Genomic DNA, 20,877 nt, shown 5'->3' on the forward strand with positions numbered 1-20,877 from the left:
CGCGCTTTGCGTTGTCTTGTTCCCGGTCAGTGGTGGCGCATTATAGGGAGTCAGAAAAATCTGGCAAGTGTTTTTTTGAAAAAAAATTTCAAGCGGTGATATTTTATACTTTACGCCCAATTATCAAGCAAAAAAAGTGATTTTATACGTAATTTGATATAAAAAAGGTGGCTAACAATAGCCACCTTTTGATTTTACAATAATATCAATTACTGTTTAGCAACGATTTCGTCATTTTCTACATCTAAAACGACAGGTTTACTTGGTAATAACTTACCTGACAAGATTTCTTGTGCCAGAGGGTTCTCAATTTCCTGCTGAATTGCGCGTTTCAATGGCCTTGCTCCGAAGATTGGGTCAAAACCAGCCTCCCCAATTTTCTCCAGTGCAGCAGGTGTCGCACTGACTTCATAACCGTGCTCTTCAAGACGTTTATATAAACGAGCCAATTGAATATTGGCAATATTCGTAATTTGCTCTTTACCTAATGGATGGAATACAACAACTTCATCTATACGGTTAATAAATTCAGGTCTGAAACTATGGGATACCACTTCCATCACCATATCTTTCATTTCTGAGTAACCAATCATACCAAATCTTTCTTGGATTAAGTCAGAACCCAAGTTAGATGTCATGATAATCACCGTATTACGGAAGTCCACTGTTCTACCTTGTCCATCCGTTAAACGCCCGTCATCAAGCACTTGTAATAAAATGTTGAAAACATCAGGGTGTGCTTTCTCAACTTCATCCAATAAAATGACTGAATATGGACGACGTCTAACCGCTTCAGTTAAATACCCACCTTCTTCGTAACCGACATACCCTGGAGGTGCGCCCACTAAACGTGATACCGCATGTTTTTCCATAAATTCAGACATATCGATACGAACCATTGCATCATCGCTATCAAACATGAAATTTGCTAACGCTTTACACAATTCAGTTTTACCTACCCCTGTTGGCCCTAAGAACATAAACGAGCCAATTGGGCGGTTCGGGTCTGATAACCCTGCACGACTACGACGAATTGCATTCGATACTGCAACTACCGCTTCATCTTGTCCAATAACACGCTGATGGAGTTGCTGTTCCATACGTAACAGCTTTTCTCTTTCACTTTCTAGCATTCGAGATACAGGGATGCCAGTCCAACGAGCTAAGATTTCAGCAATTTCGACATCTGTTACTTTATTACGTAACAGTTTCATGCTTTTGCCTTCAGCTTTGGTTGCCGCTTCAAGCTGTTTCTCTAATTCTGGAATTTTACCGTATTGCAATTCGGACATTTTTGCCAAATCACCCATACGACGTGCTTTTTCCATCTCGATACGCGTATTTTCTAGTTCAGCTTTAATATGCTGAGTACCTGTTAATGATGCTTTTTCAGCTTTCCATTCTTCTTCTAACGCAGAGTACTCACGTTCTTTCTCTGCGAGCTCTTCTTCTAACATCTCAAGACGTTTTTTACTTGCATCATCCGATTCTTTTTTCAGCGCTTGTTGTTCAAGTTTAAGCTGAATAATACGGCGTTCCAGCCTATCTAAGGATTCAGGTTTCGAATCCATTTGCATACGTAAACTTGCACCCGCTTCATCAATTAAATCAATCGCTTTGTCAGGTAACATACGGTCAGTAATATAGCGATGCGATAACGTTGCCGCTGCCACAATCGCCGGGTCAGTTATTTGCACGTGGTGATGCAGTTCATAACGTTCTTTTAAACCACGTAAAATAGCAATTGTGTCTTCAACGGATGGCTCAGCCACATACACTTTTTGGAAACGACGCTCTAATGCAGGGTCTTTCTCAATGTATTGGCGATACTCATCCAATGTGGTAGCGCCAACACAGTGTAATTCACCGCGAGCCAACGCAGGTTTTAACATGTTACCCGCATCCATCGCACCATCTGCTTTACCTGCACCAACCATGGTGTGTAATTCATCAATAAACAGAATGACGTTACCTTCCTGTTTGGCAAGATCATTTAGAACAGCTTTCAGACGCTCTTCAAACTCACCACGATATTTCGCACCCGCAATTAGCGCCCCCATATCAAGGGATAATACACGTTTGTTTTTTAACCCTTCTGGAATTTCACCATTTACGATACGTTGCGCTAACCCTTCAACAATTGCTGTTTTACCTACACCTGGTTCACCAATCAGCACAGGGTTATTTTTAGTACGACGTTGCAGTACTTGAATGGTCCGACGTATTTCTTCATCTCGACCAATTACTGGGTCTAATTTGCCTTGCTCTGCACGTTCGGTTAAATCAACTGTATATTTTTTCAAGGCTTGGCGCTGGTCTTCAGCGCTTTGGTCATTCACTTTTTCTCCACCACGCATCTGTTCTATTGCCTTTTTTAAATTATCTTTATTAACACCTGCTGCTTTGAGCATGTCTGCTAATGTCGTATTGGCTTCTAAAGCGGCGACAAGAAATAATTCTGAGGAGATAAATTCATCTCCGTGCTTTTGTGCCAACTGATCACATAAATTCAAATGACGCATTAAGTCACTTGATGGTTGAACATCTCCCGCAACACCTTGCACTTGAGGTAAACGCCCTAGTGCATCTTCGACTTTTTGCTGGAATTGTACGGCATTCACGCCTAACGTCGTCAGCAATGGACGAACTGTGCCACCCTCTTGATTAAACAGGGCACTTAATAGATGAATAGGTTCAATAAACTGGTTTTCGCGCCCAAGGGCTAGTGATTGGGCGTCAGCGAGAGCTTGCTGGAATTTATTAGTTAAACGGTCCAGACGCATAACACCTCCAATAAATGAGATTAAATTTGCTACTGGATACTAGATGAGGTCAGTTTTTAAATATTCAAGTTTTGCAAGGAATTATTTTTGATATATCCGTTAATTTAGAACAAAACCCCAATACTAGGTATTTATCCATATCAATGAAGCCATCCTGCCGGTTTTTCCTTCCCTTCGATAGGAAAAAAATCTGTTTTCATCTGTTACTGTACAAAAATCACCACCATAGACCTTCGTTACGCCAGCAGCCCGTAGTTTTTTACGTGCTAATAAATAAATGTCAGCGAGATATTTATCATTATAAGGAACAAAAGCAGAGGCTAAATCAGATGATTGATTAACAAAAGCCTCTTTGACTTCCTTACCGACTTCAAATTTCTCAGCACCAATAGCGGGGCCAAGCCAAGCGATAATTTCATTTGCAGGGCTAATAAATTGATTGATTGTATTTTCAAGAACCCCATGACATAGCCCGCGCCACCCTGCGTGGGCTGCTGCCACTTCCGTTCCTGCTTGATTAGTCAATAACACAGGCAAGCAATCCGCAGTCATAATGGCACAAACTTGGCCAACCTGATTACTGTACACGGCGTCCGCTTGCCTATTATGAATTTTATCACCAACAAGCTGAAGCACATCCGTTCCATGAACTTGCTCAAGCCAAACTGGTTGTTGTGGTAGCTGAGCAAGCGCCTCAAGGCGTTGACGATTTTCACTGACGGCATTGGGTATATCCCCAACATGATCACCTAAATTCAAGCTATCAAAAGGTGGCAGGCTCACACCACCCACTCGAGTTGTACTACAGCTAGCTATGTTTTTAGGTTGCGGCCAATCAGGGAAAATCAATGTATTCATTACCAGTCCATATCGTCTTTATGCAGTTCAGTGTCTGCTTTTAGAGCTTCTATAAGCTTAACCATATCATCAGGTAACGGTGCATGCCACTCCATTTGAATACCTGAGATTGGGTGATATAAGCGTAACATGGTGGCATGCAGTGCTTGCCTATCAAAATTACGCATGACCTCTAAAAATTCTTCGGTCGCCCCTTTTAGTGGGCGCGGGCGGCCACCGTATAAGGGATCACCAATTAATGGATGATTGATATGAGCCATATGAACACGAATTTGGTGAGTTCTGCCCGTCTCCAGACGTAAACGTAAACGAGTATGGGCTCTAAAGTGTTCCATCACACGATAATGCGTTACAGCGGGTTTGCCCATTGGGTGCACAGCCATATGGGTTCGTTTAGTTGGATGACGAGAGATAGGTTCTTCTACCATGCCACCCGCTGTCATACGGCCGACCGCAACCGCTTCATATTCACGAGTAATTTCTCTGCGTTGCAATGCTTCGACAAGGTGTGTTTGAGCTGGAACTGTTTTTGCGACAACCATTAAGCCTGTCGTGTCTTTATCTAAACGATGAACAATACCTGCTCTCGGCACATCAGCAATTTCAGGATAACGATATAACAACGCATTAAGAATTGTACCGTCTGGGTTTCCTGCTCCAGGGTGGACAACTAAATCACGCGGTTTATTAATAATTAGGATATCTTCATCTTCATAAATCACATTAAGTGGGATATCTTGTGGTTCCCAGCGATTATCTTCTTCAATGAGGGCATCGATTAAAATTTGTTCGCTGCCAAAAACTTTTTCTTTTGGCTTATTGATAACTTTGCCATTAACCTGCACTCTATCAGCTAAAATCCATTCTTTTATGCGAGAACGTGAATAATCAGGGAACAATTCGGCCAAAGCCTGATCTAAACGTTGACCAAGCTGTGATTCAGCGATAGTTGCACTAAGTTGTACTTGTTGAGCCATAAATTAATCTACTTTTTGGTGTTTGTATTTTGACGGCAGTGCCGTTTCATTTAAAATATATGCTATTGTAACTCGAATTTTGCCGGGAGCCTTATGGATAGACTCCCTCGAAACACTCAGAGGATAACCTACACGTGATGATACGTATGAAAAATCTGGTGGCTGCAGCCACGTTGAGCCTGATTTTAGTCGGCTGTTCCAGCACTCCTGAAGTCAGCCCTGATAGCACCCCTGCTGAAATATATGCAACGGGTCAGCAAAAATTACAGGACGGCAATTTTAAAGCAGCGATTAAACAATTTGAAGCTCTTGATAACCGTTATCCATTTGGTCCATATGCTCAGCAGGTTCAATTAGACCTGATTTATGCATATTATAAATCAGCAGAGCTGCCAATGGCGATAGCCGCAATTGACCGTTTCATGCGTTTGAACCCAACTCATCCAAATATTGATTATGTCCTCTATATGCGAGGCTTAACCGCGATGGCTCTGGATGATAGCTTATTGCAAGGCCTCTTTGGTATTGACCGCTCAGACAGAGACCCACAGCATGCACGAGTTGCATTCAAAGATTTCAGTCAGTTAGTTCGCTACTATCCTAACAGCTTATACTCCAATGATGCGAGTAAACGATTAGTCTTCTTAAAAGACCGCTTAGCGAAATTCGACCTTTCTGTTGTCGAATACTACAACAAACGCGGTGCTTATGTCGCGGTTGTTAATCGTGTTCAACAAATGCTAAAAGACTACCCAGACACAGAAGCAACACGTAATGCCTTAGCATACATGGAAATTGCTTATAATGAGATGGGGCTAAACCAAGAAGCGAATAAAGTTGCGAGTATTATTGCTGCAAACCCACAATAATATCATCGTGCGATCTAAAACAGCAGCCAAGGCTGCTGTTTTTCTTTGCTAGCGGCGATTTAGTTGCTTGCTCATTTAGGGTACTAATTTTAACCCAAAAAAAGTTCCAGCTATTTACCGTTCCCCTAGCCAACTCAATCAGTGTCCCTTAATCCATTCATTTTGGCAATGCTTTTTCGCCTCTTTTTTATGTGAAATCACACTTCAGATAGCTGTTACTCTTCCCCTGAATGAGATGTGATCTACATCAATTTTTTCTTAGCAAGAACGGGTATTCTGAAATCAACAAAGACGGAAACAATGAGAGGTAACTATATGATAGTGAACATTACTAGCAAACAAATGGATATTACCCCAGCGATTCGTGAGCACATTGAGAGCCGTCTAACAAAACTCGATAAGTGGCAAGTATCTCTAATAAATACGCATGTCGTATTATCAAAAGAGCCACAAGGTTTTATGGTTGATGCCAACATAAAAACAGCGACAGGAAAATTGGTCGCAAGTGCCAAGCATGAAGATATGTACGTTGCAATTAATGAACTAATTAACAAACTCGAAAGACAACTTAATAAAGTGCAACATAAAGGAGAATCAAGAAGAGCATATAATAGTGTAAAAGAAGCGAATAATACTGTTACGTTATAATTTTATATTATCTATCAACTAATCTTGAACCTTATAAACGCGCTCACCATGGGCGCGTTTTTTTATGTTTATGATCCTTACCTATTGACTTCTTAGTGAGTATCGGGTTTATTTAAATTGAATCTGACTAAAGGTGTTCATATGAATCTTAATTTTGTTTTCTTTTTCTTCTTTAGCAACTCCTAATTGGGGGCTTTTGTCGTTCGAGAAAGAAAAGAAGACAAAATTAGAAAGCCCCCTCTAGGGGGCTTTTTTTATATCATGATATTAACAGGGTGGGCAGCATGGAAAACAGCACTAATTTATTAAAAGTAAGAGAGAAAATAAGTCAACTGGATAGTGAATTACTAAATCTTTTAGCAAAGCGCCGTGGTTATGCTGTTGAAGTCGCTGAAACAAAAATTGATGATAGCCGCCCTATTCGTGATAAAGACCGTGAGCGTCAACTTCTTGATGTTTTAATCAACAAAGGCAAACCACTAGGGCTTGATGGTTTTTATATCACTCGCCTATTCCAGATGATTATTGAGGACTCTGTTCTTACACAACAGGCTATTTTACAAAAGCATTTAAATTTAACCCCTAGTGATACAGCGCGTTTCGCATTTTTAGGGCCGAAAGGTTCTTATTCACACATTGCGGCACGCCAGTACTCAGCCCGTCATTTTGACCAACTAGTTGAATGCAGTTGCCATAAATTCCAAGATATTTTTTCATTAGTTGAAAATGGGCAAGCGGAATATGGCATTTTACCAATAGAAAACACCAGTTCGGGCGCAATTAACGATGTTTACGATTTACTGCAAAATACATCATTATCAATCGTCGGAGAGATCCGGCTCCCAATTAACCATTGCCTCTTAACAACAGGAAATACCGATCTCAGCCAGATCAAAACCGTGTATAGCCACCCTCAGCCTTTCCAACAATGCAGCCAATACTTAGCACAATTCCCACACTGGGAAATAAAATATTGTGATAGCACATCAACTGCAATGCAAATGGTCGCAGACCAAAACTCACCGAGTGTCGCGGCACTTGGAAGTGAAGCCGGTGGCGCCTTATACGATTTAAGCGTAATAGAGCATAATCTCGCTAATCAGCAAATTAACATGACACGCTTTATTGTTGTTGCACCACAACCAATTGAAGTCACTGAACAAGTACCGGCTAAAACAACACTGCTTCTGACCACTGGCCAACAAGCTGGTGCCTTAGTTGATGCATTAGTTATTTTGAAAAATAATAAGATAATCATGAGCAAGTTAGAATCACGCCCAATAAATGGAAAACCATGGGAAGAGATGTTTTATGTTGATGTGCATGCCAATTTACGTTCAGATAATATGCAACAAGCTTTAAGAGAGCTTTCAACAATTACTAGGTCAATTAAAATATTAGGCTGCTACCCATCCGAAAATGTGGTTCCTGTTGAACCTGAAAAAATTACGCCTTAATTAAAATATAATTAGGCTGCATTTTTTCAGTGCAGCCTACTAAACTGAAACTATGCTCTCACTTCAGGTTGATAATTCGAAGATTTGACTCTGAAATAATTGACTAGTTCCTTCAAATGGTACGCCTGTTCATTCAATGAGTCCGCTGCGACAACAGATTCCTCAACTAAACTCGCATTTTGTTGTGTGGTTAAATCAAGTTGCCCTACTGCACTATTGATTTGAGAAATTCCATCGCTTTGCTCACGACTAGCCTGCCCAATTTCACGTAGTAACGCATTCATCTCTTTTACACTATCAACCATTCCGTGTATTTGCTGAGTCGCTTTTTCAACAAGTTCCATACCCTCTTGCGTTTGTGACGATGAGTTTTCAATCAACCCACGAATATCACTCGCTGAAGCCGCACTTTTTTGTGCTAATAATCTCACTTCTCCGGCAACAACGGCAAAGCCTCGCCCATGTTCACCGGCTCTTGCCGCTTCAACGGATGCATTCAATGCTAAGATATTGGTTTGAAATGCAATTGAGTCTATTAGATTAATAATTTCTGTCATCTGTGATGATGATCCATTGATTGCACGCATTTTATTCGTTACTTGACTCATCATGTCGCCATTGTTTTGTACAATAATTGCCGCTTGGTCTGCAAGCATGCTAGCTTCATGAGTGTGCTCAGTCGTGTTTTGAACGGTTGAAGTTATTTGTTCCATTGAACTGGCCGTTTCTTCAACTGATGCGGCCTGTTCTTCGGTGCGCGCCGCCAGGTTTTGGTTCCCCGCGACAATTTGCCCTGCTGCTGCCGAAATACTTTCAGAACCTTGTTGAACCTCTTGAACGATTTCCAGCAAGTGCTCTTTCATATCATTAAGTGCATTTAACAATACACCCGTTTCATCTTTTGAGGTGACCTGAATATCTTTAGTCAGATCCCCATTTGCAATTGACTGCGCGAAATTAACCGCATTTTCCAATGGCCTTGTGATAATGTTCGTAATATACCAGCCCATTACGCAGCCCGCGCCAATACTCAAGATTGATAACACCGCTAGTAATAGTTTATTGTTTTCATAATCCGCATTCACTTTACGGCCAACTTCTTGCATTTCCAAATCTTGGATGGCCATTAACGTTTGAATTTGATCACGATAATCACGTTGAATACTAGACGTTTTAGTCATCATTTCGTCAATAGCAGCTTGGCGATTATTCTCTGATAAAAAGGTATTGATGCGAGTAATTGATGAATGAAACTGTTGGCGAATAACACGCAAATCAGCCAAGACTTCTTTAGAGCGATCATCTGTAACGTTATTTTCTAAGCTTTCCATCAATCCATTAATTTTTAATGTAATTTTAGCCAACTCTTCTCTGCGTTTATCACTACCACGATCATCAAGTAAAATTAGCTCTTGGATCCCTATAAAAGAATAAAAGTTATCCATCATTTGCCCTGCGGTAGAGGCAATAGGATAACTTTCATACAGGACTTGTTTCATGCCATCATTAGCTCGGTTCATATTGGCTAAAGAAAAAAGTGAACTTAGGATAATAAGCGCAACAAAACCACCAAATGCTACCGTTAACTTCATACTAATTTTGAGATTTTTAAAAGACATATATTTACCACGCTAACCATCATTTAATGAGTAGTGTTATCGGTAAAACAGGTGAAATCTTTATCATATAAATCGATCGATTTATAAATATTGATTTTAAAAATTGATTAATTTGAAATTAGATAGTGAATAAATTCAGTTTTTATCTGATTAGCATATTATTCGATAGAAATTATATAGATAAGTACAATTACCTATTTTAAATAAACATTCTTGGTGAGATTAACTGAAATAGAAGAATATAGAAGGTAACAAAAAATTAACAAGAAAATAAAGCCCTCTACCGCTATAAAACACGATAGAAGGCGGGATGATTATTTTCGATTATCGTTTGCTCGTTGCAGTAATGATTGGCTTTCTTTCATAAAATGATGGGCATCTTCACCGAACCACTGGCTAATTTGATTAAATTGGCGAATAAATTCCGCTTTATCTTTTTTCTCCAGTAGCGCTATTGAATCACCTAACAATTGATGATATCTGCGTATCAATTCAACATTTTCATTTGAAGACATAATAATGTCTGCATAGAGTTGAGGGTCTTGAGCAAACAGCCGCCCAACCATCGCGAGCTCTAAACGATAAATAGGCGATGATAAATCAAGTAATTGCTGTAAATCGATATTTTCCTCAGCAAGATTTCGCCCGTAAGTAAATGTTGTAAAGTGGCGTAATGCCTGAATAAAGCTCATGTTTTTATCATGCTCTTCGGCTGAGATTTCTTTCAAACGTGCCCCCCAAACTAATAACTGTTCAAGAAACCACTGATAAGACTCCGAGCCACGGCCATTACAGTAAGCAAATACTTGCTTTGCAACACTACCAATATCAGGACCAAACATCGGGTGAAGCCCAAGTACTGGCCCATCATGGGCCGCTAACATCGCTTCTAATGGCTGTTGCTTAATCGATGCGATATCCATCAAGACCGTGCTTTTATCCAGTTTAGGCAGCTGGTTGATGACTTGTACTGTCAAATGAATTGGTACACTAACCATCACGACGCTCGCACCAGCAACTATAGATTCTGCTTGTGCCCAGTCATCTTCGTTTAATGTCTTAACCTGATAGCCTGATAAATTAAGGAGACGGTGAAATAACCGCCCCATTTTCCCATCACCACCTACAATCACAATTGGGCCAGCTGATGGGTTCAGTGTTTTAAACCCTTTATCATTTTCACGTGCGTAAGATTCGCGCATGATCCGCCTTAGAATATCCTCTATCAGATCAGGTGGGATCCCCATACGCTCAGCTTCGGCGCGACGTGCTGCCAACATGCTTGTTTCTCGTTCAGGCACATAAATCGGTAAACCATGTAAGCTTTTCACTTCACCGACTTCAGCAACCAGTTGCAGCCTTTTTGCTAATAAATCTAGTAACGATTTATCAACTTCATCAATTTGTTCCCGTAAATGGGATAACTCAACAGACATACCAATACCTTGATCAGCTCACTTTACTCAATTTTTGCGCACGTTGTTCAAGCACAGGCAACAATGCTTGATGTAATTTACGCAATACCGTTTCCGTCGTTTGCCAGTTAATGCAGGCATCTGTCACTGACACACCGTATTTCATTGTGTCACGAGCTTGTTCAGATGTTTGATTCCCTTCATTAATATGACTTTCTAGCATAATACCTGTAATTGATTCATTACCATTAATAATTTGTTCAATAATAGAATCAACAACTAATGGCTGACGGCGGTAATCTTTATTCGAGTTTCCATGGCTACAATCCACCATAAGGGACGGCTCTAAACCTGCTTTTTTCATTTCCGCTTCACAAGCCGCAATGTCTTCGGCACTGTAGTTAGGCGTTTTCCCACCACGTAAAATGACATGTCCGTTACTATTACCTTTGGTATGTAATAAACAAACTTGGCCAGATTGGTTAATTCCCATAAAACGGTGTGGCATCGCTGCTGCTTTTAACGCATTAATCGCTGTAGATAAACTCCCATCGGTTCCATTTTTGAAACCAACAGGCATAGATAAACCAGATGCCATTTCACGGTGGGTCTGTGACTCAGTCGTTCTTGCACCAATGGCTGACCAACTGAATAAATCCCCTAAGTATTGAGGATTGTTAGGATCCAATGCTTCTGTCGCTAATGGCAGCCCCATATTCACTAAATTGGTCAACAAATCACGAGCAATATGTAGGCCTTTTTCCATTTCAAAAGAACCATCCATAAATGGATCACTAATCAAACCTTTCCAACCTACGGTTGTACGAGGTTTTTCAAAATACACACGCATCACAATATATAAACTATCACTTAATTCTTCGGCTAATACTTTCAGGCGCTCACCATATTCAATAGCGGCATCCACATCATGGATTGAGCAAGGACCACATACCACGAGTAAGCGAGGGTCGCGTTGATGAATAATGTCAGCAATCACTTGGCGCGATGTCGCAATGGCATGCAGGTTGCTGCGACTCAGCGGATATTTCTCTTTCAGACTCTCAGGAGTGATTAATACCTGCTCGTCTTGAATATTCACGTTGTTGAGTACATCTTTTTGCATGATCATTTTTTTACCTACTTATTAGCTTATATTTGCTTAGTTTATTATTTACGTATTGTGTTTGGGTGTATGAGTAATAACATACCATGCATCGTAAACAATTCAATCCATTTATGTAAAATATTTCCACTTCCGTATTGAATTGTTTACATCACTATAATAAATTGAATAAACTACAATTTTACATTAATTTAACATTAAATTACTTTAATAGACCAAAGAAAAACAAGCAATCTGTAAGTATTTATTTACAGATAAGCATAAGTTATCAGCTATATTCTAAATAGTTCGAGTTATAGCAAGGCGGCAAAGTGAGGACATCGCAGGGAGCATACACAAGTATGTGACCTGTGTGGCTGAACGCAGCCAACACGGCTACAACTTGAATTATGAAGAATATAGGTATGTGACCTGTGGGGCTGAGTGCTGCCAACACAGCTACAATTTGAATTATGAAGAATATAGTGACGAATATAAAAAGGCCCGCAAATGCGGGCCTCTCTCATAACATAACTTTCGGATGTAGCGAAAGCGTATTACTTGGCGTTCAGACGCTCTTTAATACGAGCTGCCTTACCAGAACGCCCACGCAGGTAGTACAGTTTAGATCTGCGAACAGCACCACGACGTTTAACAGCAATGCTATCTACGACTGGAGAGTGAGTTTGGAATACACGCTCAACACCTTCGCCGTTAGAAATTTTACGAACAGTGAATGCAGAGTGCAGACCGCGGTTACGAATAGCGATAACCACGCCCTCGAATGCCTGCAGACGTTTTTTAGAGCCTTCTACGACCCATACCTTAACTTCCACGGTGTCACCCTGACGGAATGAAGGTACGTCCTGCTTCATTTGCTCTTGTTCAAGTTGTTTAATAATGTTGCTCATAATAACTCTCTTACCCTAGGTAAACTGATATGTTTAGACAATTAATTGTCTGGATTCATTTGTTGCTCAGACTGATATTCCCTTTGGAATTCAGCCAGCAACATCCTCTGCTCGTCAGTCAGAGCTAGGCTTTCCAGAAGCTCAGGTCTTCTAAGCCAGGTACGGCCGAGTGATTGTTTCATACGCCAGCTATCTATTTTAGCGTGGTTTCCTGAAAGTAAAACATCAGGAACTTGCATGCCATCTAACACTTCAGGGCGGGTATAGTGCGGACAATCTAACAAACCATCTGCAAAAGAGTCTTCTTGAGCAGAGGCTTGATGACCAAGTACTCCCGGTATAAACCGTGAAACTGAGTCAATCAACACCATCGCGGGAAGTTCCCCGCCACTGAGAACGTAATCACCGATTGACCATTCTTCGTCAACTTCGGTTTGAATGATACGCTCATCAATGCCTTCATAGCGGCCACAAACAAGAATCAATTTCTCATTGGTTGCCAGCTCGCAAACACCGTCTTGACTAAGTTTGCGCCCTTGCGGTGAAAGATAAATAACCTTTGCACCCTCACCAGCCTCAGTTCTTGCTGCGTTGATTGCATCCTTAAGCGGTTGCACCATCATCAGCATGCCTGGACCACCACCATAGGGGCGATCATCAACAGTTTTGTGCTTATCGTGAGTAAAATCTCGCGGATTCCAGCACTCAAATGTTAGCAGGCCATTTTTCACTGCCCGACCAGTTACCCCGTACTCGGTTATTGCGCGGAACATTTCGGGAAACAGGCTAATTACACCAATCCACATAATTTCGTCCCACTTATCAAAACCGTTCAACCGGAGATTTAAAAACCAGGATCCCAATCCACTTCAATAAGTTTGGCATCGAGATCGACTTTCTTGATAACCTGCCCATCAAGAAACGGAACCAACCGCTCCTTGATGCCAAATGCATCTTTTAAATTCGCCTTAATGACCAGCACATCATTTGAACCGGTCTCCATCATGTCAGTGATGGTACCAAGGTCATAGCCTTGTAACGTCACTACTTGGCAGCCCATCAGGTCTTTCCAGTAGTATTCGTTTTCTAACTCAGGAAGTTGGGTTGAATCAACCGCAATTTCAAAGTTAGTCAAAAGCGCGGCTGCATCGCGGTCATCGACCCCGTTCAGCTTGACAATGATATCCTTGTTATGATGTTTCCAATCTTCAATTTCAATGTGTTGCCATTGACCTGAACGTTGGATAAACCAAGGCTGATACTCAAAAATACTTTCAGCATGTTCGGTGGACGAAAAAACTTTGAGCCAACCACGAATACCGTATGCCGCACCTAATTTCCCCAATACAATTGGGTTTTCAGGTGGCTGTAGTTTAGTTTGCTTGCTCATTGTTACCACCGCGACAGATTAAGCTGCTTTCTTAGCTTGTTTGACCAGTTGTGCAACACGGTCAGAAATAGTTGCGCCTAAGCCAACCCAGTGCTCAACACGGTCCAGGTCTAAACGCAGTTCTTCTGCTTGACCTGCAGCGATCGGGTTGAAGAAACCGATACGCTCAATGAAACGACCGTCACGCGCATTGCGGCTATCAGTCACAACGATTTGGTAGAACGGACGTTTTTTAGCGCCGCCACGAGATAAACGAATTGTTACCATAACATCCTCATTAGTTAACAAAACAACCAGACTCCATCGAGGGATAGAGTCCGGCTGTCATATAAAAAGCCCGAAAAGTTTACTCACTTTGACGCAAAAATCAATCAAAAGTGCGTTTTGTTTGAGGCTTTATTGCTTAACGCCCCGGAAAACCCGGTGGCATCATACCCTTCATGCCGCGCATCATCTTGGCTAGACCGCCTTTTTTCATTTTCTTCATCATGCGTTGCATGTCATCAAATTGTTTTAAGAGGCGATTAACTTCTTGCACGGTAGTTCCCGAACCTGCCGCAATACGACGTTTTCGTGAACCTTTAATAATTTCCGGTTTTTCACGTTCTTTACGTGTCATGGAATTAATCATCGCTTCCATACGAACGGTGATTTTATCATCCATTTGGGACTTAACGGCATCGGGTAACTGAGACATTCCTGGCATTTTGCTCATCATGCTCGCCATGCCGCCCATATTACGCATTTGCTTCAATTGACTTAAAAAGTCATTTAAATCAAAGCTATCTCCCGTTTTAAGTTTTTTAGCAAGCTTTTCAGCTTCATCACGGTCAACTTTATGCTCAATCTCTTCAATCAGAGAAATCACATCACCCATACCAAGGATACGAGACGCGACACGCTCTGGGTGGAATGGTTCTAAGGCATCAGTTTTTTCACCAACACCTAAGAACTTAATAGGTTTCCCCGTGATCGCACGAATTGAAAGTGCCGCACCGCCTCGTGCATCACCATCGACCTTGGTCAACACAACCCCTGTCAGTGGTAAGGCTTCATTAAATGCTTTCGCTGTATTTGCCGCATCTTGCCCTGTCATCGCATCGACGACGAATAAGGTCTCAACTGGCTTAATAATACGGTGAACTTCTTGGATTTCTTCCATCATCGCTTCATCAACATGCAAGCGACCTGCGGTATCCACCAACAGCACATCGTAGAATTGTAATTGTGCGTGTTTTAATGCTTTTTGAACAATTGCAGCGGGTTTTTCTTGTACTTCTGAAGGGAAAAAGTCAATTCCAACACTTTCAGCTAATGTCTCTAGTTGTTTAATCGCTGCAGGGCGATAAACGTCAGCAGAGACAACTAATACTTTTTTCTTTTGCTTTTCTTTTAAGAGCTTACCTAATTTTGCAACGCTGGTCGTTTTACCGGCACCTTGCAAACCTGCCATTAAAACGACAGCAGGAGGTTGTGCGGATAAATTAAGTTGGTGGTTTTCGTCCCCCATCGCCCTAGTCAGTTCATTTTGAACTATTTTAATGAACTCTTGGCCAGGTGTTAGACTTTTATTGACATCTTGCCCAACGGCATTTTCTTTAACTTTTTGAATGAATTCACGGACAACTGGCAAAGCAACGTCAGCTTCCAGCAAGGCCATGCGAACTTCGCGTAGTGTTTCTTTAATATTTTCATCAGTTAGACGCCCACGCCCACTGATATTGCGCAACGTGCGCGATAGTCTGTCAGTTAAATTATCAAACATATGTCTTAGCTCAATTCTGTTGATGGGCCGATGTCAGCCTGATCTGGTTGCTAATACAGATAATTTCAAGTGCGTGTTACCTAACAACTTGAATTATAAGCATCAATACCTTCACAATGATGAAGGGAAACCAACACTAAAAATAATCGCGGCAAAATAATGCCCCATTGTAACATGCCCGCAGTTTTTTCGCTGCCCCCTGTTTGAAACAGATGATACAGGTTATTATGGCATGAATTTAATAATACAAACCAAGCAGTAGGCGCATGAAGTGCTATCAGCAATGAATATATTGTGATTGGCCTGTCCAATAGTTGGAGCCTACACTCGTACAAGTTATACTATGAATAACTTTCCACTAAAAATGATTAACGACACTATACTATGCCCGTATTTGCAGTCATAGCAGTTTGTACATACATGGTCAGTCTGTTACTGATCGTCCCTGGCCAAGTGCGTAAACAGCCGTTCTACCGCCACCTCGCGCTTTTTCTTGCCGTTGTTGCGTTAGTAACTCACGCTATTACATTGAAATTTTTGATTTTCAGTGAAGCCGAGGGACAAAACCTCACTCTGTTGAATTTAGGCTCAACAGTGAGCTTACTCATGTGTGTGATTATGACTGTTGTCGCTTACTGGGGAAAAGCTTGGTACTTAACGCCTATAGTCTATAGTTTTGCCATTATTAACTTGATGCTGTCAACGCTAATGCCTGGTGAGTTTATTACGCATCTTGAAGCTCGAGTACCACTTTTTGTTCATATTGGTCTAGCTTTGTTGAGCTATGCGACACTCCTTATTGCGGCTTTATATGCATTACAAGTGGCTTTAATTGACCATCAGCTAAAGAACAAAACCTTAAAATTTAGTCCAGATATGCCACCCATGATGGTAATTGAACGTAAAATGTTCCACATCACTCAAGTTGGGGTCATTTTGCTGACTCTGACCTTGTGTACTGGCTTTATTTATATGGATAATATTTTTGATAAAGAAAATATCCATAAATCGGTATTATCCGTCATTGCATGGTTTGTTTATATCACTCTACTTTGGGGACATTTCCATGGAGGATGGCGAGGTAAGCGCGTCCTATTTTTCCATGTTGGTGGCTCAATCATCTTAACAATGGCTTTTTTTGGTAACCGTTTAATACAGGAGTTTATGGTATTTTGACGCAAATAAAGCCACGACTTTCACAATATAAGGAAACTTGTTTTGGATGATGTGTCCACAAGTACGCTAATCATCATATTGATTGTTTTAATTTTTATGTCAGCCTATTTCTCTGCATCAGAAACAGGGATGATGACGCTAAACCGTTATCGGTTAAAACATTTAGCAAAACAAGGTAATCGCTCAGCGATCCGCGTTGAAAAACTTCTTAAACACCCTGATAAGCTGTTAAGCCTAGTCCTTATTGGTAATAACTTAATCAACATAGTCGCTTCCGCATTAGCGACCATCATTGGTATGCGATTATATGGGAATGCAGGTGTAGCTATGGCTACAGGGATCCTGACTTTTGTGATCCTCATTTTTGCCGAAGTCATGCCAAAAACACTGGCAGCGCTGTACCCTGAAAAAATCGCATTTCCAAGTAGTTACCTCTTAAAACCATTACAAGTAGTCATGATGCCTATTGTTTGGGCATTTAATACTATTTCAGCGCTACTGTTACGCTGCATTGGGGTGAAGTCACTAACCGCACGAACTGATGCGGTTAATAAGGAAGAGCTACGCACCATTGTTAACGAATCAAAGCATAAAATTAGCCGCCGAAATCAAGACATGTTGATTTCAATTTTAGACTTAGACAAAGTCACTGTTGGCGATATTATGCTGCCAAGGAATGAGATTGTTGGTATTGATGTCAATGATGACTGGAAATCAATCATTCGGCAGCTCACGCACTCCCCTCATGGCCGCATTGTGCTTTATCGCGACTCACTTGATGACTCTATTGGCATTTTACGCGTCCGCGAAGCATACCGTCTTATGATGGAAAAACGTGAGTTTAATAAGCAAAACCTAATTAAAGCTGCAGATAACATTTATTTTATTCCTAACAGTACACCATTAAATGTTCAGTTAGTTAACTTCCAGCACAATAAAGAAAAACTAGGGATCATTGTTGATGAATACGGTGAAATTCAAGGCCTTATCACTGTCGAAGATATATTAGAAGAGATAGTGGGTGACTTCACAACCTCGATGTCACCATCTTTAGCCGAAGAAGTCTTGCCACAAAGTGATGGAAGCGTTCTTGTAGACGGTTCTGCTAATATTCGTGAGCTGAATAAGGCTTTTGATTGGAATCTCCCCATAGATGGCCCTAGGACGGTTAATGGCATGGTTTTAGAGGTCATTGGTGATATTCCACAGCTTGAAGAGCAAATCGTGGTGGGGCATTACCTTATCGAGGTATTAGCAATGAGTGAAAATATCGTTAAACAGGTTAGGATCACACCTCTTACATTCAGTTCTCAAGTCCCCGACCTTTGATTTGGTCATAAACTTGCAATTTAATTCTCATATAAAATAAAAAGAGCCTTAATTGGCTCTTTTTATAGAGAATATTTGATAAAAACTAAACGTGTAGCTGTTCAAGTTTCTCTGCAGGTAATGCTAATTCATCATTTTTATTGATACCAATTTCTGATGCAAGAACATTACGTGCAATTTGCTGGGCTTCTTCCAGTGAGTGCATTTTGTATGTACCGCACTGATAGACATTCAATTCAGGGATCTTGTTTTGGTCTTTCACTTGCAAAACATCTTCCATTGCCGCTTTCCATGCATTAGCAACACGCAGTTCATCTGGCTGGCCAATAAGGCTCATATAAAAACCAGTACGGCACCCCATTGGTGAAATATCAATAATTTCAACACCATTTCCGTTGAGGTGATCACGCATAAAGCCTGCAAAAAGGTGCTCTAAAGTATGCGTCCCTTTTTCTGTCATGGCTTCTTCATTTGGTACAGTAAAACGCAAATCAAAAACTGTGATGGTATCACCGCTTGGTGTTTTCATGGTTTTTGCCACACGTACAGCAGGTGCTGACATGCGAGTATGATCGACAGTAAAGCTATCTAATAATGGCATTTCGTGACCTCCTCGAAAATAAAAAATATTTTCTAAAATAAATGAAACTATTTTGAAAATACAGAGTCTGAATTATTGAAAGACGCGCAATTTGTTATCATCCCTAATTCTCTAAGAGATTTTTTTTGGCCACCTAGAGTGGCCATTTCTTTTAGCGTCCTGCATGAATGCGTAGATAGTCCTCAAAGCTTTCGCTCTCACTTTGTTCCATCTTCGCTTGCTTCGCTATTGAAGCTAATCGTGCTTGCTCAAATTGCTCTTCAGTTATCACTTCATACGGCTCGTTCACTAACTGTTCAAAATATTTTTCAGCTAATTCTAACCCGTAACCACCAATACCTTTTTCTAACATTTCATCCATAACAAGCGCTGAATATGTAAGAGTTGGGTCTTTAAACATAGCAACAAATTGGTGACAAACTTCTTGATATTTTGCATCGCAACAAGTGTCTAGCACTTCAGCCACACGGATCAAGTCATTAAATAATTGCTGCCCAACGTCAACTAATGGTTTAACTTCGCTGCCACAACCGAAACCAATGACTTGGCCTGGTTTACGACCTTCTAGAATGACACGATTCCAGTTTTGACGGCAACAGTCTAATTCCTGAGCATTCATTTCAGGTGCATCAGCAAGTACACACCATATTAAGAATAGATCAACAAAACGAGCTTGCGTTTCATTAACGCCTATCGCACTAAATGGATTGATATCAAGTGAACGGACTTCAATGTACTCAATACCACCACGTAATAATGCGTCAGAAGGTGATTCATTGCCTTTAGGAACGCGTTTGGGCCGTATTGGGGCATAGAGCTCATTTTCAATCTGCAGCACATTCGTATTTAGTTGAATATATTTGCCGCCTTTTTTTACACCCAGTTTTTCAAATTCAGCTGAAGGCTTATGGATGGCTTTTTTCAGGTTCTCTACATATTCATCCAATTTATTGAATGTGATGTTTAAATCACTTTGTGATTTATTTGTATAACCTAAGTCACTCATGCGTAACGATGTCGCATAAGGCAAGTAATACGTACCACAGTCTGTTTTATCAAATGATAGCGTCGTATCCCTATCTTTCAAAAAAGAGCCGCAGATAGCTGGAGATGCGCCAAATAGATAAGGAATAACCCAACCAAAGCGGTAGTAATTTCTAATTAGACGTAAATAGCCTTCAGAAATTTTTTCTTTACCGCTTTCTTCGTCTTCAATACCCGCCCATGCTTGCCAAAATTCAATCGGCAAAGAGAAGTTATAATGCACCCCTGCTATCGTTTGCATCAAAGCACCATAACGATTTTTAAGGCCTTCGCGGTACAGCGTTTTAAACTGCCCCACATTAGAAGAGCCGTACTGCGCAAGAGTGATTTTATCTTCACTTTCAATAAAGCATGGCATACTCAGCGGCCACATTCTTTCATCTTGAAGGTGACGAGCTGTATAGCGGTGTAAATCTCGCAAAAAAGCCAAATTATGGCTAATGCTTTTATCTACAGGAGTAATAAATTCGAGTAAGGACTCCGCAAAATCTGTCGTGATCCATTTATGTGTTAAAGCTTTTCCCAGCCCTTCTGGATGCAAGGTCTCTGCAATTGCGCCTGTGGGGGTTACACGCAATGTTTCACGCTCAATACCACGTTGAATACCATTAAGTGTTTCTGGGTGCGCCTCTAACCATGAGAGCGCTTTCGATACGTCCGGGATCAAGTCGACCTCCCGCCTGTGATGTTAATTTATTTTATTAAGGCAATTACTTTAGCTTAAATCACATAAATTGTCGCTGTCTAGATGTGTGGTTTATGAGGGAATAAATCAAAGAGGTATAGAAAATACGATTTAATTAATTTTATGAATGGTAATTTTAGGCAAAAAAAAACTCCTCGAACGAGGAGTTTCTTAAAGATGGTGCATCCGGGAGGATTCGAACCTCCGACCGCTCGGTTCGTAGCCGAGTACTCTATCCAGCTGAGCTA

The 20,877-nt window shown here is 40.9% G+C and carries 18 protein-coding genes and 1 other annotated feature; of the genes, 5 read left to right on the forward strand and 13 right to left on the reverse strand.

Features of this window, described 5'->3' with window-relative positions; genetic code table 11:
• Window positions 1-209 precede the first annotated feature (209 nt).
• The 3 genes from clpB to rluD all read right to left on the reverse strand — a co-directional run bounded on the left by clpB (window position 210) and on the right by rluD (window position 4,618).
• A complete protein-coding gene (clpB, locus tag SJ312_RS09455; protein ID WP_319867526.1) occupies window positions 210-2,783 on the reverse strand; it encodes an ATP-dependent chaperone ClpB in 2,574 nt (857 codons plus the stop codon).
• Between the two features lie 123 nt (window positions 2,784-2,906).
• Window positions 2,907-3,641, reverse strand: coding sequence for a purine nucleoside phosphorylase YfiH (gene yfiH, locus SJ312_RS09460; RefSeq protein WP_004264837.1), 735 nt, complete (start codon window positions 3,639-3,641; stop codon window positions 2,907-2,909).
• On the reverse strand, window positions 3,641-4,618 hold the full coding sequence (rluD, locus tag SJ312_RS09465; protein ID WP_004264836.1) for a 23S rRNA pseudouridine(1911/1915/1917) synthase RluD: 978 nt from the start codon (window positions 4,616-4,618) through the stop codon (window positions 3,641-3,643). The genes yfiH and rluD overlap by 1 nt, the downstream gene beginning before the upstream one ends.
• A 137-nt stretch (window positions 4,619-4,755) precedes the next feature.
• On the opposite strand from rluD, the gene bamD reads away from it, so the two are divergent.
• The 3 genes from bamD (at window position 4,756) to pheA (ending at window position 7,592) form a co-directional block, all read left to right on the forward strand.
• The gene (gene bamD, locus SJ312_RS09470) at window positions 4,756-5,487 is read left to right on the forward strand and encodes an outer membrane protein assembly factor BamD (RefSeq protein WP_004264835.1); all 732 of its coding nucleotides are present in this window, start codon (window positions 4,756-4,758) and stop codon (window positions 5,485-5,487) included.
• Window positions 5,488-5,802: 315 nt separating this feature from the next.
• Window positions 5,803-6,135 (forward strand): ribosome-associated translation inhibitor RaiA, encoded by a 333-nt coding sequence (gene raiA / locus SJ312_RS09475; protein ID WP_036958924.1) that lies wholly within the window; start codon window positions 5,803-5,805, stop codon window positions 6,133-6,135.
• A gap of 140 nt (window positions 6,136-6,275) precedes the next feature.
• Window positions 6,276-6,393: a sequence feature (Phe leader region), on the forward strand.
• 26 nt (window positions 6,394-6,419) lie between these two features.
• Window positions 6,420-7,592: a bifunctional chorismate mutase/prephenate dehydratase gene (pheA, locus tag SJ312_RS09480; protein ID WP_004264832.1), complete on the forward strand. Its 1,173-nt coding sequence runs from the start codon at window positions 6,420-6,422 to the stop codon at window positions 7,590-7,592.
• 50 nt (window positions 7,593-7,642) lie between these two features.
• Here pheA and SJ312_RS09485 read toward each other — a convergent pair whose 3' ends face one another.
• The 8 genes from SJ312_RS09485 to ffh all read right to left on the reverse strand — a co-directional run bounded on the left by SJ312_RS09485 (window position 7,643) and on the right by ffh (window position 15,794).
• Window positions 7,643-9,211, reverse strand: a complete 1,569-nt coding sequence (locus SJ312_RS09485; RefSeq protein ID WP_004264831.1) for a methyl-accepting chemotaxis protein — start codon at window positions 9,209-9,211, stop codon at window positions 7,643-7,645.
• Window positions 9,212-9,525: 314 nt separating this feature from the next.
• Entirely contained in the window at window positions 9,526-10,647 is a 1,122-nt protein-coding gene (gene tyrA, locus SJ312_RS09490) for a bifunctional chorismate mutase/prephenate dehydrogenase (RefSeq protein ID WP_110592306.1), read from the reverse strand.
• 13 nt (window positions 10,648-10,660) lie between these two features.
• A complete protein-coding gene (locus SJ312_RS09495; protein WP_110592307.1) occupies window positions 10,661-11,755 on the reverse strand; it encodes a 3-deoxy-7-phosphoheptulonate synthase in 1,095 nt (364 codons plus the stop codon).
• Window positions 11,756-12,285: 530 nt separating this feature from the next.
• Window positions 12,286-12,639: a 50S ribosomal protein L19 gene (rplS, locus tag SJ312_RS09500; RefSeq protein WP_319867529.1), complete on the reverse strand. Its 354-nt coding sequence runs from the start codon at window positions 12,637-12,639 to the stop codon at window positions 12,286-12,288.
• A 41-nt stretch (window positions 12,640-12,680) separates the two neighbouring features.
• Window positions 12,681-13,445 (reverse strand): tRNA (guanosine(37)-N1)-methyltransferase TrmD, encoded by a 765-nt coding sequence (trmD, locus tag SJ312_RS09505; protein ID WP_036958921.1) that lies wholly within the window; start codon window positions 13,443-13,445, stop codon window positions 12,681-12,683.
• Window positions 13,446-13,483: 38 nt separating this feature from the next.
• Window positions 13,484-14,029 carry a ribosome maturation factor RimM gene (gene rimM / locus SJ312_RS09510; protein WP_004264824.1) on the reverse strand — a complete coding sequence of 182 codons (546 nt, stop codon included), beginning with the start codon at window positions 14,027-14,029 and terminating at the stop codon, window positions 13,484-13,486.
• Window positions 14,030-14,047: 18 nt separating this feature from the next.
• A complete protein-coding gene (gene rpsP / locus SJ312_RS09515) occupies window positions 14,048-14,296 on the reverse strand; it encodes a 30S ribosomal protein S16 (protein WP_004264823.1) in 249 nt (82 codons plus the stop codon).
• A gap of 136 nt (window positions 14,297-14,432) precedes the next feature.
• Window positions 14,433-15,794: a signal recognition particle protein gene (gene ffh, locus SJ312_RS09520; RefSeq protein ID WP_096864778.1), complete on the reverse strand. Its 1,362-nt coding sequence runs from the start codon at window positions 15,792-15,794 to the stop codon at window positions 14,433-14,435.
• A gap of 384 nt (window positions 15,795-16,178) precedes the next feature.
• Here ffh and SJ312_RS09525 point away from each other — a divergent pair, with 384 nt between their 5' ends.
• A complete protein-coding gene (locus SJ312_RS09525) occupies window positions 16,179-16,970 on the forward strand; it encodes an inner membrane protein YpjD (protein ID WP_004264820.1) in 792 nt (263 codons plus the stop codon).
• A gap of 42 nt (window positions 16,971-17,012) precedes the next feature.
• A complete protein-coding gene (locus SJ312_RS09530) occupies window positions 17,013-18,299 on the forward strand; it encodes a CNNM domain-containing protein (RefSeq protein WP_036958918.1) in 1,287 nt (428 codons plus the stop codon).
• An 85-nt stretch (window positions 18,300-18,384) separates the two neighbouring features.
• Here SJ312_RS09530 and luxS read toward each other — a convergent pair whose 3' ends face one another.
• Both luxS and gshA read right to left on the reverse strand, forming a co-directional pair.
• A complete protein-coding gene (gene luxS, locus SJ312_RS09535; RefSeq protein WP_004914042.1) occupies window positions 18,385-18,900 on the reverse strand; it encodes an S-ribosylhomocysteine lyase in 516 nt (171 codons plus the stop codon).
• Between the two features lie 151 nt (window positions 18,901-19,051).
• On the reverse strand, window positions 19,052-20,611 hold the full coding sequence (gene gshA, locus SJ312_RS09540; RefSeq protein ID WP_096864776.1) for a glutamate--cysteine ligase: 1,560 nt from the start codon (window positions 20,609-20,611) through the stop codon (window positions 19,052-19,054).
• Window positions 20,612-20,877: the final 266 nt, after the last annotated feature.

The organism is Providencia sp. CIM-Carb-044 (genome assembly GCF_033901115.1).
In the GTDB taxonomy this organism is placed as follows: Bacteria; Pseudomonadota; Gammaproteobacteria; order Enterobacterales; family Enterobacteriaceae; genus Providencia; species Providencia hangzhouensis.

Bases quoted from the DNA above. Each gene is read 5' to 3' on its own strand.
- clpB (WP_319867526.1), bottom strand. From the start codon at position 2,783: ATGCGTCTGGACCGTTTAACTAATAAATTCCAGCAAGCTCTCGCTGAC.
- yfiH (WP_004264837.1), bottom strand. From the start codon at position 3,641: ATGAATACATTGATTTTCCCTGATTGGCCGCAACCTAAAAACATAGCT.
- rluD (WP_004264836.1), bottom strand. From the start codon at position 4,618: ATGGCTCAACAAGTACAACTTAGTGCAACTATCGCTGAATCACAGCTT.
- bamD (WP_004264835.1), top strand. From the start codon at position 4,756: ATGATACGTATGAAAAATCTGGTGGCTGCAGCCACGTTGAGCCTGATT.
- raiA (WP_036958924.1), top strand. From the start codon at position 5,803: ATGATAGTGAACATTACTAGCAAACAAATGGATATTACCCCAGCGATT.
- pheA (WP_004264832.1), top strand. From the start codon at position 6,420: ATGGAAAACAGCACTAATTTATTAAAAGTAAGAGAGAAAATAAGTCAA.
- SJ312_RS09485 (WP_004264831.1), bottom strand. From the start codon at position 9,211: ATGTCTTTTAAAAATCTCAAAATTAGTATGAAGTTAACGGTAGCATTT.
- tyrA (WP_110592306.1), bottom strand. From the start codon at position 10,647: ATGTCTGTTGAGTTATCCCATTTACGGGAACAAATTGATGAAGTTGAT.
- SJ312_RS09495 (WP_110592307.1), bottom strand. From the start codon at position 11,755: ATGATCATGCAAAAAGATGTACTCAACAACGTGAATATTCAAGACGAG.
- rplS (WP_319867529.1), bottom strand. From the start codon at position 12,639: ATGAGCAACATTATTAAACAACTTGAACAAGAGCAAATGAAGCAGGAC.
- trmD (WP_036958921.1), bottom strand. From the start codon at position 13,445: ATGTGGATTGGTGTAATTAGCCTGTTTCCCGAAATGTTCCGCGCAATA.
- rimM (WP_004264824.1), bottom strand. From the start codon at position 14,029: ATGAGCAAGCAAACTAAACTACAGCCACCTGAAAACCCAATTGTATTG.
- rpsP (WP_004264823.1), bottom strand. From the start codon at position 14,296: ATGGTAACAATTCGTTTATCTCGTGGCGGCGCTAAAAAACGTCCGTTC.
- ffh (WP_096864778.1), bottom strand. From the start codon at position 15,794: ATGTTTGATAATTTAACTGACAGACTATCGCGCACGTTGCGCAATATC.
- SJ312_RS09525 (WP_004264820.1), top strand. From the start codon at position 16,179: ATGCCCGTATTTGCAGTCATAGCAGTTTGTACATACATGGTCAGTCTG.
- luxS (WP_004914042.1), bottom strand. From the start codon at position 18,900: ATGCCATTATTAGATAGCTTTACTGTCGATCATACTCGCATGTCAGCA.